The 13,452-nt window shown below is 38.1% G+C and carries 11 protein-coding genes and 2 tRNA genes; 11 read left to right on the forward strand and 2 right to left on the reverse strand.

Going from position 1 to position 13,452, the window contains the following annotated elements:
• Positions 1-239: 239 nt before the first annotated feature.
• Positions 240-827 carry a hypothetical protein gene (locus EM4838_RS02590; RefSeq protein ID WP_071868089.1) on the forward strand — a complete coding sequence of 196 codons (588 nt, stop codon included), beginning with the start codon at positions 240-242 and terminating at the stop codon, positions 825-827.
• Positions 828-1,510: 683 nt separating this feature from the next.
• On the opposite strand, the gene EM4838_RS02595 is transcribed toward EM4838_RS02590, so the two are convergent.
• Positions 1,511-1,583, reverse strand: a tRNA-Thr gene (locus tag EM4838_RS02595).
• Between the two features lie 200 nt (positions 1,584-1,783).
• On the opposite strand from EM4838_RS02595, the gene EM4838_RS02600 reads away from it, so the two are divergent.
• The 4 genes from EM4838_RS02600 to EM4838_RS02615 all read left to right on the forward strand — a co-directional run bounded on the left by EM4838_RS02600 (position 1,784) and on the right by EM4838_RS02615 (position 5,128).
• A tRNA-Asn gene (locus EM4838_RS02600) sits at positions 1,784-1,857 on the forward strand.
• A 163-nt stretch (positions 1,858-2,020) separates the two neighbouring features.
• Positions 2,021-3,349, forward strand: a complete 1,329-nt coding sequence (locus EM4838_RS02605) for a C1 family peptidase (RefSeq protein WP_023519252.1) — start codon at positions 2,021-2,023, stop codon at positions 3,347-3,349.
• A gap of 181 nt (positions 3,350-3,530) precedes the next feature.
• Positions 3,531-4,364, forward strand: coding sequence for a fructosamine kinase family protein (locus EM4838_RS02610; protein WP_071867027.1), 834 nt, complete (start codon positions 3,531-3,533; stop codon positions 4,362-4,364).
• Positions 4,365-4,378: 14 nt separating this feature from the next.
• Positions 4,379-5,128 (forward strand): acyl-ACP thioesterase domain-containing protein, encoded by a 750-nt coding sequence (locus EM4838_RS02615; RefSeq protein ID WP_071867026.1) that lies wholly within the window; start codon positions 4,379-4,381, stop codon positions 5,126-5,128.
• A 201-nt stretch (positions 5,129-5,329) separates the two neighbouring features.
• On the opposite strand, the gene EM4838_RS02620 is transcribed toward EM4838_RS02615, so the two are convergent.
• A complete protein-coding gene (locus EM4838_RS02620) occupies positions 5,330-6,298 on the reverse strand; it encodes an asparaginase (RefSeq protein ID WP_071867025.1) in 969 nt (322 codons plus the stop codon).
• 143 nt (positions 6,299-6,441) lie between these two features.
• Between EM4838_RS02620 and EM4838_RS02625 the strand changes: the two genes are divergently transcribed.
• The 6 genes from EM4838_RS02625 (at position 6,442) to thiI (ending at position 13,319) form a co-directional block, all read left to right on the forward strand.
• Entirely contained in the window at positions 6,442-7,275 is an 834-nt protein-coding gene (locus tag EM4838_RS02625) for a DUF72 domain-containing protein (RefSeq protein ID WP_071867024.1), read from the forward strand.
• A 120-nt stretch (positions 7,276-7,395) separates the two neighbouring features.
• Positions 7,396-8,235 (forward strand): Cof-type HAD-IIB family hydrolase, encoded by an 840-nt coding sequence (locus EM4838_RS02630; protein WP_071867023.1) that lies wholly within the window; start codon positions 7,396-7,398, stop codon positions 8,233-8,235.
• Between the two features lie 31 nt (positions 8,236-8,266).
• On the forward strand, positions 8,267-8,821 hold the full coding sequence (locus tag EM4838_RS02635; protein ID WP_071867022.1) for a pyrophosphohydrolase domain-containing protein: 555 nt from the start codon (positions 8,267-8,269) through the stop codon (positions 8,819-8,821).
• Positions 8,822-9,023: 202 nt separating this feature from the next.
• Entirely contained in the window at positions 9,024-10,745 is a 1,722-nt protein-coding gene (locus EM4838_RS02640; protein WP_071867021.1) for a septation ring formation regulator EzrA, read from the forward strand.
• A gap of 200 nt (positions 10,746-10,945) precedes the next feature.
• Positions 10,946-12,088 (forward strand): cysteine desulfurase family protein, encoded by a 1,143-nt coding sequence (locus EM4838_RS02645; protein WP_071867020.1) that lies wholly within the window; start codon positions 10,946-10,948, stop codon positions 12,086-12,088.
• Positions 12,089-12,107: 19 nt separating this feature from the next.
• Complete coding sequence (gene thiI / locus EM4838_RS02650) at positions 12,108-13,319, forward strand: tRNA uracil 4-sulfurtransferase ThiI (protein WP_071867019.1); 1,212 nt, start codon at positions 12,108-12,110, stop codon at positions 13,317-13,319.
• Positions 13,320-13,452: the final 133 nt, after the last annotated feature.

The raw sequence follows: 13,452 nt of genomic DNA on the forward strand, positions 1-13,452 counted from the left end.
TTGTCAATAAGAGCTAATGAGTTCAGTCAAGTGAAGGAGGTTGCTTCTGTTCCCGCTGTTTATTCAGTTTTTGATTGTGCGAGACGATTTTTGTCCCAGTTTCTTTATTTGTTAAAATTAAATTAATTTAAAATTTGTTTTCGAAGTATTTTTTTGTTGCAACGCTAATCAAAATGTAATTTTTGTTAAGAAAACTGAGATACTATATCTAAGCAAATCGGAATAAAGAAGACTAAGTTATGAAAAAAATTACTAAACTGATTTTTGGAATTTTTGTTTGTACGATATTTAGTGCAATAATTAGTGGATATACTGTAAGTGCGGATGAAAATACCGCAGAGCCTCAAATTATAAATCGAGCTACTAACGTAGGAAATACCTACCATCACAGGATTGTATCAATTCAGATGTTAGAAAATCCGAGAAATGTTCTAGAGTGGAATATGTTCACTACCAGTCGTGTATTTATGCGTCAAGACCAGGGCCTTCCAAATCAAAGATGGGTTATGTTCTATAACAATGAAGATGGTACTTATCAAATTGTAGGTGGTCCTCTTAATGCTGGAGGGACATTCAGAGCAGCTTATCTATCAGCAAATGGGCAGAATATTGATACACGTTGGAATATCAATAGCGATAAGTGGCGAATTTTCCGTTTTGGATCACATGCGAATGGAAATACAGTATACATTCAAAATGTGAGTGAAAATCGTATTATGACTTATCCTGCTGCCTGGCTGGGTAGTCCGCTTATATTGAGACCACTTGAAGTAGCTAATGGAGGTACTAGTCAGCGATTTATTATCCGAATTTTAGGAAACGCTTAAAATTCGACTTGCAATTTTTTAGCTACAACATTTTGTATAATGCTAGATTCGCATATTGTAAGTACGGATGGAAATATAGTAGTCCCTCAAATTAAAAATCGATCGATTCATAAGTAATGTTGCTGATACTTATCAAATTGTTGGTGATCCTTTACACGCTGGAGGGGGATATAGGACTGCTAATCTTTCAGCAATAGAGAATCGTGGGTTCTTTAGTAGATAATCGCAGGAATATTAATAGTGACAAATGGCGGATTTATAGAGTCGGGATATATTCTTTAGGAAACACAGTTTCCATTGAAAATACAAGTATAAGTATGGTTAACCAAATTGTAACGCCATTTAATCCACGAGCTTCCATTAAGCTAGGGCAACCTAATAGGATTAATCGAGTTTCAAATCAAAGATTCATTGCACATTATTTTGAGAATGCCTAAAATATTAAAGAAACCGATTTGCTTAAAATCAGTAGATAGTGTCTTTTTAAGGAGATACTATCTTTTTTTTAATGTATGGTACAAAAATAAAGTCCATTTTTGATTCTGTCCTTAAAACCGAATAAAAGGTGTTCCAGAAGTAACTCCTTCAGAAATACGCAGAGAACCCAAAAAAATTGATGAACAATTTTTTTGGGTTCTCTGCGTATTTCTCGGAGCTGGATACTTCTGTCACAATCTCTACAAAGCCACTTGACGGGCTTGAACCGTCGACCTCTTCCTTACCATGGAAGCGCTCTACCAGCTGAGCTAAAGCGGCATTTTTACTACCTAAATAGGATAACTAATTTATAGTCATTTGTCAATAACTTTTCTCTGTGAACAGACGACATTTAAAAGAAATTGAGTTGTTTTTCACAAATATAAAATAACGATGGTTAATTAGTAATTATTTGAAAAATCGAAAAAAAAGTATTGCGTTATATGATGAAAATTGATATTATATTCATGTAATTTGATTCCGGCATAGCTCAGTTGGTAGTAGCGCATGACTGTTAATCATGATGTCGTAGGTTCGAGTCCTACTGCCGGAGTACTACACAAAATCCAGAAGAATTCTTCTGGATTTTTTTGTTTTCTAATGAAAATACGTAGATTGAATCGCATGATTGTTCTGAATTTTCAGAATAGCACATTGTAATTCGAAGGGTTAAAGAGTAAAATGGAGGTATATTTTCAATCGGGAAGGATGATTAAATGAACGCGATTACACCAGATATGACAAAAAAATTTGCCGATCAATTTCAAACGAATAAAAAGCAACAAGCTTTACAAAATGCTGTTGTAAAAAATGGGATCACAGCTTCAGCAGAAAATATTGCTTCACATACAAAAAACACACCGGTATTTTCTGTAGATCTAGCGACTGGGAAAGTCTCAAACCAAAAACAATCTGGCCGTTGCTGGATGTTTGCGGCGTTGAATACATTCCGTCACAAATTGTTGAATCAATTCCACTTAAAAGAATTTGAATTATCACAAAATTATACTTTCTTTTGGGATAAATATGAGAAAGCAAACTATTTTTATGAAAATATTCTTGCAACTGGTAATGAAGCATTAGACAGTCGTAAAGTCGCTTTTTTACTAGCTGTTCCCCAACAAGATGGTGGACAATGGGATATGATCGTATCATTATTCCAAAAATATGGTGTCGTACCAAAATCAGTGATGCCAGAAAGCGCGAATAGCTCAAATTCTCGTGATTTGAATAACTACTTAAACAAATTATTGCGTAAAGACGCCGTTAAACTACGCCAATTAGTGGCAGAAGGAAAAACAAATGAAGAGATCCAAGTAGAAAAAGAAAAGATGTTAGCTGGGATCTATCAATTTCTAACAACTTCTTTAGGTACGCCACCAACTGAATTTGATTTTGAGTACCGAGATGAAGAAAAAAATTACCATATCGATCAACAATTGACTCCACAAATGTTTTACGATAAATATATTGGTGTAAATTTGGATGATTATGTAAGTATCATCAATGCACCGACGGCAGACAAGCCTTACGATCGCTCTTATACGGTCGAAATGTTAGGGAATGTTGTGGGAGGAAAAGAAGTCAAATATCTTAATGTCGATATGACAACGTTCAAAAATTTAGCGATTGCTCAATTGGAACAAGGAGAATCTGTGTGGTTTGGGTGTGATGTTGGTCAATCTTCTACAAGAGATAGTGGCATCATGGCAACAGATGTTTATGAGATGGATGAATTATTTGATTTAGATTTTTCTATGACTAAAGCGGAACGTTTAGATCATGGAGAAAGCTTGATGACTCACGCGATGGTCTTGACTGGTGTCGATTTAGTTGATGGAAAATCAACTAAATGGAAAGTCGAAAACAGCTGGGGAGAAAAAGTCGGAGATAAAGGGTTCTTTGTGATGAGTGATGAGTGGATGGATGAATATACGTATCAAATCGTTGTCCGCAAAGATTTATTGACGGAAGAACAGCTAGCCGCATTTAATGCTGAACCAATTTTATTAGCTCCTTGGGACCCAATGGGGGCATTAGCTTAATTTCAATATCAATCAAAACAGATACAGAGACTTGATAGTTTTCTGTATCTGTTTTTTGTTGATTTCTTGATTTCAGGATTTTATAAATACCTGTGTTATACTTTAAAATGATATAGGAGTTGTTGCGGGTGTACTTGATCGATGAATGATCGATCTTGTGAAATAGCAAGGAGGAGTGAAAATGGATATCCAAGAAGTGTTAACAGAGATTCGTTTGAGTGGTAAGGTGATACCGATTACTGGGGGAGATGTGAATCAAAACTATCGAATTGAAGAACAGCAAAAATCCTATTTTCTAAAAATCCATCCTCATGTGACCAAACGCTTTTTTGAAGCAGAAGTGGATGGTCTGAAAGAGCTTGCACCACATGTACGAGTACCTGAAACTTATATGTTAGGCGAAACAAATGAAGGTGCCTATCTATTGATGGAATGGATCGAACCAGGGAAAGGTGATCCTCGAGAACTGGCAAAAGACTTAGTAAAAATCCATCGTTCAACTGCACCACAGTTTGGTTTTCGCAAGGACAATTATCTAGGCAGTTTACCACAGCTCAATACATTTGAAGAAGATTGGTGGACCTTCTTTTTCAAAAATCGCTTGGAGGCTCAAATCGACATAGCGGAGAAAAACAATCGATGGAATGAAACACGTGAAAAAGAGTATCAGCGGTTAAAAAAGGAACTACTAAATCGTGACGATCATCGGAAGATTACGCCTAGCCTCTTGCATGGAGATTTATGGAGTGGTAATGTTTTCTATGATAGGCAAGGAAGACCAGTGTTTATCGATCCGGCAGTTTCTTATGGGAATCGCGAACAAGATATTGCGATGAGTCAGTTGTTCGGTGGCTTTCGTCCTGAATTCCTGGAAGCTTACCAAGAAAGCTGGCCATTGGAAGAGGGCTGGGAGAGTCGTTTGCCACTCTATCAACTCTATTACTTGTTGGCGCATCTCAATATGTTTGGAGAGAGTTATGGGACACAGGTCGATCATATATTAATGAAGAAGTAATTGGAGGTTTTCTTTTGGCACAAAAATATACAAAAAAACATGAAGTATCTTATTATGAATGTGATATCAACAAAACAATGACTTTTCCGTCCATGCTGGGTGTAGTCATCAAGACTTCGGAAGAACAAAGTGATCATTTAGGTCGAGGAACCGACTTTGTCAGTAGCTTTGGCTTGACTTGGGTAATCACGAACTATTCGATGAAAATCAATCGCTTGCCTCATGTAGGTGAAACAATCGATGTTACCACACAAGCGATGCAGTATAATAAATTCTTTTGCTATCGTAATTTTTGGATTCATGATGAGGAAGGAAATGAATTAGTTGAAATCGAATCAGTATTTGTTTTGATGGATCTAGTGAACCGTAAGATGAGTAGTGTGAATGAAGAAATCATTGCACCTTTTGAAAGTGAAAAAATCAAGAAAATCAAACGACAAGAAAAAATCGAGCCAATCGAATCTGGCTTGATGTTGCCATATCGTGTTCGATTTTATGATATTGACAGCAATCAACATGTGAACAATGCGATGTATTTCAACTGGATCATTGATGTTTTAGGTTACGATTTTTTGACAACACATACACCTAAACATGTGTTGATCCGTTTTGATAAAGAGGTTGAATATGGCAATGAGATCGAGAGTCATTATGAACAAACGGTTTCTGGAACAGAAGTAAAAACGAGACATGAGATCAGAATGCAAGAGCAACTTTATTGTGCAGCAAATATCTCATGGGAGAAAAATGCAGAAACAAAATAAATCGAGTGAGATAAGATTGTGAGATGTTTTGCTTCGATAAATAAGCGCGAAAAACCGAAAATTGTTCTTCCAATTTTTGTGTTTTTCGCGCTTATTTCTGAAGGAGTTTCATTTGGAACTCCGTTTATCAACAATATGATTATAGCGTCTATTGAGTTCTCAACATGATGAGACGTACAAGACCCGTATTACTCGATTTTTTCATTGTGTCATAAATTTGATCAACTGTTCTTCTGACAAGCCACCGTTAATGGCAATCAAAAGTTTTATTCTAGCTTTTTGGCTATTGATACTATTACAAAAAATAACGCCCATACTTGCGAGTTCTTTTCCGCCACCCTCGTAATCATAGACGGGTTCAGCGATTCCGTTGAAACAACGAGAAACCAAGACTACTGGTATTTTTTGGATCAAGAGTTTCTTTAATGCTGTTAATGCCTGCGGAGGGAGGTTCCCAGCGCCTAAAGCTTCAATGACCAGACCGTCGACTTTCGAATGGGCAAGTGCTTCTAATAAATCACCTTGCATACCCGCATAGGCTTTGACGATTGGGATCGTTCCTTTGACTGATGCGATATCTAGTCTTTGCGCTTCAAGTAATTCTTGCATAAACAATATACGATTTTTAGTGATCAAACCGATTGGTCCTAACGTAGGAGTACGAAAAGTAGCGACATTAGTCGTGTGGGTTTTAGTGACATAGCGTGCTGAGTGGATCTCATCGTTCATCACGACTAAAACACCTTTGTCTTTTGCTTCCTCACAACTTGCTACTCGAATCGCACTTTCAAAATTATATAGACCATCGCTACCTAACTCATTACTTGAACGCATCGCTCCTGTTAAGACGATCGGTAATTTATCGCCAATCGTTGAGTCTAGAAAAAATGCTGTTTCTTCCAACGTATCTGTCCCATGGGTGATCACGACACCTTGGATGTCAGAAAGAACGGCTTGATTGATTCTTTCTTTAAGTTGTAACATATGTTTAGGCATGATGTGCGGGGAAGGAAGATTAAAGATATCTTCCATGATCAAATCAACATTTTCTGGAATCGTTACTTCTGCATCTAATAGTGGGTTAGCCACATCTGGACTTACGCCACCTGTTAAAGAATTTTCTTTCATGGCGATCGTGCCGCCTGTGTGTAAGATAAGAATTTTTTTCATTTTCAGAACTTCCTCACGAATAATTTTGCATAGGGTTTCTAGCTTATTGTATACTATATAAAAGAGTTTTGCTATGAATGAATCAAACGGAACAACTTGAGAACAAAGATAAAATGAATTTAAACGAATGGAAGTGATTCGTCGTGATCAAAATTGGCTTGACTTCATTTAAAGAACATGACAAATTAACAGGAAAAAAGAATAATACTCTTTACGATTATGCGAGTGTCCTTTCATTAGTCGAATTAGATACCGCCTATTATGGTATCCCAAGAAAGTCATCTGTGGAGAAGTGGGTGAATGAAGTACCGGCATCTTTTCGTTTTGTGATAAAAGCCTATCAAGGAATCAGTGGTCAAGGTGACTGGCAAAAGTATTATCAATCTGAAGAAGAGATGATTGAACACTTTTTGGATGTGATGGCACCGATGAGCGAGTCAGGAAAACTCTTTTGTTTTTTAGTTCAATTCCCTGCTTCATTTAAATGCACCAAAGAAAATGTCGCCTATTTAAGAAAACTAAGAAAATGGTTCAATGGCTATCCGGTAGCTATTGAGTTACGTGACTATTCTTGGTATAGCGACCAATTTCTGTCACGCACGAGACAGTTTATGACTCGTGCAATGTTTTCCTTAGCAATCATTGATGAACCACAATTACTGAATACGACGATTCCTTTCGATCCTTATGTGACAAATACGGATTTTACCCTTTTTCGTTTTCATGGAAGAAATGAGCAAGGTTGGCAAGCAAATGATCAGGATTGGCGAAAAAAAAGAACGTTGTATCGCTATTTTGAAGAAGAGTTACAGGAATTAGCAGCAGCCATCAAAAAAGTAGACGGGTCAACAAAATATGTTGGGGTGATCTTCAATAATAACTCTGGTGGAGATGCGGCTGAAAATGCCTTGGCATTACAAAAGATCTTAGGGATCGAACCAGATGAGCTGAATCCAAAACAAATCGATTTGTTTTGAAGACCGGTCTTTTGTAATCACTCTATATAAAAAGTAGCACGCACGCCTTACCAATAAGAATTGAAACTGTTCAACTAGAAATTTTTACTAAATAATAATCGGAAGAGGTGATGGAACGACATGATCAAAGCAGTTTTTTTTGATATCGATGGCACATTAGTCAACAACCAAGCAAAAGCGTTGGCTTCAACTAAATATGCGATTGATCAACTACAAAAAAAGGGCATATTATGCGGTGTTGCCACTGGGCGCAGCCCTGTAAGAATCAAAGAAGTGATCGATGAACTTGAACTAGACATGTTCGTCGTCTACAATGGTCAATTAGTCTTTGACCGTGATCAAACGATCGTCGACCATCCTTTTGATAAAACAGTATTAGCGGATATCGTTCACTTTTCAGATGCTCATCACCGACAAATCATTTTTGGTGGGCGAGATCAACTAGATGGTTCAACGACGATGATGCTAGGACAATCGATCATCATCAAAAAAATCGTCAATCACTTACCAAAAAAATTCCCTGTACGTCTGTTGAAAAAAATCTTACAAGTGTTCAGTCCACATCGTCAACGTAAACGGTATGAAACCTTAGCGATATTGAATGAACCGATTTATCAATGCATTTTATTGAGCCAAACATCTGAGCAAGAAAAACTCATCCAACGATTCCCAGAGTGTTCGTTCCAACGTTCTAATCCTTATACGGTCGATATTATTCCTAAAGGGGGATCCAAATTGTTAGGAATCCAACAGTTTGCGACAAGCAAAGGAATGGCATTGTCTGAAATCATGGCATTTGGCGATCATTACAATGATGTTGAAATGCTAAAAGGAGTAGGAATCGGTGTTGCAATGGGGAATGCGCCAACTGGTGTGAAGCAGCAAGCTGATTTTGTCACAGCATCAAATGAAGCGGATGGTATTTATAAAGGTTTGAAGCATTTCGGGATAGTTGATTGAATGTATGTCAGTTAGGAGGACTAGAATCATTATGGAGCCAGAAACACCTTATCAAAAAGTAGAACAATTCCATCGGACATTCGATCCAAGAATACCAGAGCGACCCACTGCATTTACTAAAGAACATGCGGATGATCGAGCAGGATTCAAAATCGAAGAGTTAGTTGAATTTGTGGCAGCAGCGAGTGACGGTGATGCGAAAAAATTGCATGATTCCGTCCAATACTTGCATCATGCACTTGATCAAGCAGAAAAAAAGATTCTTAAAAAACAGATTTGGGGAGAGGAAAGTCTCGTCGAGCAAGTAGATGCGCTGACCGATTTGCTTTATTTTACGTATGGCTCTTTTTCTTTGCTGGGCGTTGATCCTACGAGGATTTTTGATATTGTCCATCAAGCGAATATGGGTAAACTATTTCCAGATGGTAAACCTCACTACGATCCTGTTACAAACAAAGTATTGAAGCCAGACAATTGGCAAAAGGATTACGCGCCTGAAGAAAGGATCGCAAAGGAAATCAAGGAGCAAATGAAGAAGGCAGAGCAAGTAAAGTTTGCCACAGAAAATTCTTCAACGGGTCCTTGATAAGGTCTTCTCATTTTAGTTGGTAGAAAGATGGCCAAAAGATTTTTTATGTAGGTAGTGTATGACTGAACATAGTATGTTATAATATAAAATAGATGTCTTTTTGCACGAAAGACGTATTTACAATGTTATGCAAATCAGATTCGTCTGATCATAAACAAATAGAGACAGTAGATGCATATTGAAAACGGAGGAACCTTAAATGGGAAATAATGTTATCATCGGGATCGTCATTGCAATCATTATAGTCGCCATTCTGGCTTTTTTGGTTAGTTACGTAATGAAGAAAAAAAACCAAGATCGATTGGACGTCTTAGAAAAACGCAAGGAAGAATTATTCGACTTGCCTGTGATTGAAGAAGTTGACGATGTCAAAAAAATGCATCTAGTGGGGCAAAGCCAAAATACCTTTCGTGAATGGAGTCAAAAATGGAATGACATCTCTACCTCATCATTTGCCGAGTTAGAAAGTCAGATCTTTGAAGTCGAAAATCTCAACGAGAGCTTTAGATTCTTAAAAGGAAAAAAAGCAGTAGAAGAAGCCGAAGCAACCATGAACCAAATGGAAAAAGAAGTTGCGGAGATTCGTGAAGGCTTAAAAGAATTGCGTGAAACAGAAGAACGTAATTCCTTAGCTGTTCAACAAGCTTTAGACGTTTATGAGGAACTAAAAGCAACAATCCGAGAAGAAGAACAGCAATACGGTCCAGCTTTACCTGAGTTACAAAAGCAAGTGAAAACGATTGAAAATGAGTTTACACAATTTGTTACGTTAAATACTTCAGGTGATCCAGTGGAAGCCCGTGAAGTGCTGGATAAAGCGGAAAAACACACGTATGAAGTGGATGCGTTAATGAAAAAAATCCCGCCATTATTTGAAGATCTGAATACGACTTTCCCGGCGCAAGTGGAAGAGATCCAAGAGACCTATGACCGCTTGATCAAAGAGGAGTATGTTTTTCCAGAAGAAAACCTGTCTGGCGATATCGAAACGATCAATCGTCGAATCGAACGTTCGTTGATCAATATTGAGAAAACGGAAGTTGAAACTGTTGAATTTGAAAATCGTGAAACGGCTAATCTGATCGATGCATTATATGATATTTTAGAACGTGAGATGGAAGCACAAGCATTTGTGACTAAAAATCAAGCAACGATCGAACAATATATCAAACATGCGACAAAAAACAATCGTCAATTGTTGATCGAATTAGATCATACCGCTCAAAGTTATACATTGAACCATAACGAAATTGGGCGTGTACGTGGTTTCCAAACAGAAGTGGAAGAAATCGAACGCCAAAACGAACAAATCAAACCACAGTTACAACAACATGAAGTGGCTTACTCAGAAGTAAGAACGTTCTATAAGAAAGTCTTCAAAGTATTAGAAGATATTGAAAACCAACAGGTTGAAATCAGCGATTCTTTACACGAACTAAGAAAAGGTGAAAAAGAAGCGCAAGAAAAAATCGATACATTCGAATTTAAATTGCGCAGTCTTAAACGGTTTGTTGAAAAACAACGATTACCAGGTTTGCCAAATGATTATCTAGAGTTTTTCTTTGTGGCAACAGAACGTATCGAAGAATTGAGTACTGTGTTGAATAAAATCAGAGTCAACATGGATGAGGTCGAACGTCTTGTAGCATTATGTGAAGAAGATCTAGAGTTACTTGATAAGAAAACCCACGATCTAGTGGATGCAGCAGCATTAACCGAGCAAATGTTGCAATATGCGAACCGTTACCGTCACACACATGAAGAAGTGAAAGAAGCCATTGAAAAGAGTTATTACTTATTCAATAAAGAATATCACTATCAAGAGGCTTTGGATGAGATCGGCACAGCATTAGAGCGCACAGAACCAGGTGCATTCAAACGAATCGAAGATTTTTACTTCAATCATCCTGATTTAGTATAATCCTGCGATCAAAAAAGACAACACAGGCAAGTGCCGAGTGTTGTCTTTTTTTGGGAGTCATTGACTAGTAACTATTGGGTAGAGAAATACGTTGATTCGATCGATTTTTTTATAGAGTCCAACTCAGAGAAAACGCCACTTGAAAGCACAAGGGACAACCGTTATAATAGGTAAGAATTTCAAAAAAAGAAGGTTTAAATATGATATATTTCGATAATAGTGCGACAACACCGATTTATCCGCAAAGTTTGGATGCGTATGTCAAAACAAGTCAACGGATCATCGGGAATCCATCAAGTCTACACGATTTAGGCAATCAGGCGAACCGCCTGCTACAACAAGCGAGAAAACAAATCGCTGAACTGATTGCTGTCTCTCCTGAAGAAGTTTATTTCACGTCAGGTGGAACAGAAGGAAATAACTGGGTGCTTAAAGGAACGATGCTTGAAAAACTAGGTTACGGTAACCACATGATCATTTCAGGCGTTGAACATCCAGCTGTCAGTGAAACAGCTGAGCAGTTAAAAAAACTCGGTATTGAAGTGAGTATTGCTCCTGTCGATAAAAGAGGGTTCGTCCGCGTAGATGAGTTGAAAAAATTAGTGCGTAAAGAAACGATTTTAGTTTCCGTCATGGCAGTAAATAATGAAGTAGGTGCGATTCAACCAATCAAAGAAATCAGTAGTTTTTTAAATGCTTTTCCTAAAATCCATTTCCATGTGGATGCGGTACAAGCAATTGGTAAAGTTCCTTTAGAGGAATGGTTGACTGAACGTGTGGATTTTGCCACTTTTTCTGCCCATAAATTCCACGGGCCTCGTGGTGTTGGTTTTGTTTATTGGAAAAAAGGCCGACGTTTAGCACCGCTGTTCACTGGAGGCGGACAAGAGAAGAATCAACGGAGTGGAACAGAGAATGTGCCGGGGATCGTCGCGATGGCAAAAGCTCTGCGTTTAGCTCTAGATATCAAAGCACAAAAACCAAACCAAACTGCCTATCTTAAACAAGCATTGATTGAAGCTTTACATACGTATGATAAAGTAACGATTTTTTCTGAAGGTGAAGATTACGCACCACATATTTTGTGTTTTTCATTAAAAGGTATTCGTGGTGAGGTATTGGTCCATGCATTAGAAGAAAAACAAATATTTGTCTCTACGACAAGCGCTTGTTCTTCTAGAAAGCACATGGCAAGTAGTACGCTGCATGCAATGCAAGTACCCAATGATTTAGCTACTTCAGCGATTCGCGTCAGCTTAGATGAAAGCAATACGATGGCAGAAGTCGAACAATTCATGATCATCTTTAAACAGTTGTACAAGAAATTTTCAGTCATCAATTAAGAAACAGAGGAGTGTTTTTGTGAAGTACAGTGAAATCATGGTTCGCTATGGTGAACTTTCAACAAAAGGAAAAAATCGTCGCAGTTTTATTATGCAGTTGGCACAAAATGTCAGACAGGCATTGAGCGATTTTCCTGAAATCAAGATCCACGCAGAGCGTGATCGGATGCATCTACTGTTGAATGGTGTAGACGGAGACTTAGTTATCCCTAAGTTAGCGAAGATATTTGGAATCCAAAACTTTTCACCTAGCGTGCGAGTAGAAAAAGAAGTACAAAGTTTAAAACAAGCGGTTCAGGAAATCATGCAAGAAATCTATACAGGAAAAGAAACATTCAAGATCATTGCAAAACGTAGTGATCATAGCTTTGAATTGGACAGCAATGAACTAAACCAAGCATTAGGAAATGCAGTCATCGATGTTTTTCCGGATATCCAAGTACAGATGAGAAAGCCAGATATTGCGTTGCGTGTGGAAATCCGCCGAGATGGGGCTTATCTTTCCTATGAGACGATCAAAGGAGCTGGCGGTCTGCCTGTCGGTACAAGTGGAAAAGGTATGTTGATGCTTTCTGGAGGGATCGATTCTCCAGTTGCCGGTTATTATGCCATGAAACGTGGGGTAGAAATTGAAGCTGTCCACTTTGCTAGTCCACCTTACACGAGTGAACAAGCCTTGCAAAAAGCGAAAGACTTAACAGTGAAGCTGACACCCTATGTTGGTAAAATCGAATTTATCGAAGTACCGTTTACAGAAGTGCAAGAAGAGATCAAACGAGTGGTGCCCCAAGGCTACTGGATGACGATCACACGTCGGATGATGCTTCGTTTGACAGATGAGATCCGCCGTATTCGTCATGGACTAGTGATTTTAAATGGTGAATCATTAGGACAGGTGGCTTCCCAAACACTCCAAAGTATGGTGGCAATCAATGAGGTCACGAATACACCGATCATTCGTCCTGTAGCGACGATGGATAAATTAGAGATCATCGAAGTGGCTGAACAAATCGATACGTTTGATTTGTCCATTCAACCATTTGAAGATTGCTGCACGATCTTTGCACCGCCACAGCCTAAAACTCGTCCACGACTAGAAAAAGTGCATCAATACGAAGAACGTTTGGATATCGATGGGATGATCGAACGTGCATTGGCAGGATTAAAGATCGAAACGATCCACACAGAAACAGCAAAAGAACAAGTAGAAGAATTTTCTGATTTACTTTAAACGAAGGAACTTGTACTTCTTGTACGAGTCGATCATTCGTAATAAAAGATCCAGTCTCAAGAAGTAGACAGGTGAAAGAGGACGAGACAATTGTTTAGCCTCGAGAAATAAGGCGCCATCCACAAAAATTGTA

Origin of the sequence: Enterococcus mundtii (assembly GCF_002813755.1) — a bacterium.
Classification (GTDB): domain Bacteria; phylum Bacillota; class Bacilli; order Lactobacillales; family Enterococcaceae; genus Enterococcus_B; species Enterococcus_B mundtii.

Coding starts and splice junctions, on each gene's coding strand:
- EM4838_RS02590 (WP_071868089.1), top strand. CDS start 240: ATGAAAAAAATTACTAAACTGATTTTTGGAATTTTTGTTTGTACGATA.
- EM4838_RS02605 (WP_023519252.1), top strand. CDS start 2,021: ATGAACGCGATTACACCAGATATGACAAAAAAATTTGCCGATCAATTT.
- EM4838_RS02610 (WP_071867027.1), top strand. CDS start 3,531: ATGGATATCCAAGAAGTGTTAACAGAGATTCGTTTGAGTGGTAAGGTG.
- EM4838_RS02620 (WP_071867025.1), bottom strand. CDS start 6,298: ATGAAAAAAATTCTTATCTTACACACAGGCGGCACGATCGCCATGAAA.
- EM4838_RS02630 (WP_071867023.1), top strand. CDS start 7,396: ATGATCAAAGCAGTTTTTTTTGATATCGATGGCACATTAGTCAACAAC.
- EM4838_RS02635 (WP_071867022.1), top strand. CDS start 8,267: ATGGAGCCAGAAACACCTTATCAAAAAGTAGAACAATTCCATCGGACA.
- EM4838_RS02640 (WP_071867021.1), top strand. CDS start 9,024: ATGGGAAATAATGTTATCATCGGGATCGTCATTGCAATCATTATAGTC.
- EM4838_RS02645 (WP_071867020.1), top strand. CDS start 10,946: ATGATATATTTCGATAATAGTGCGACAACACCGATTTATCCGCAAAGT.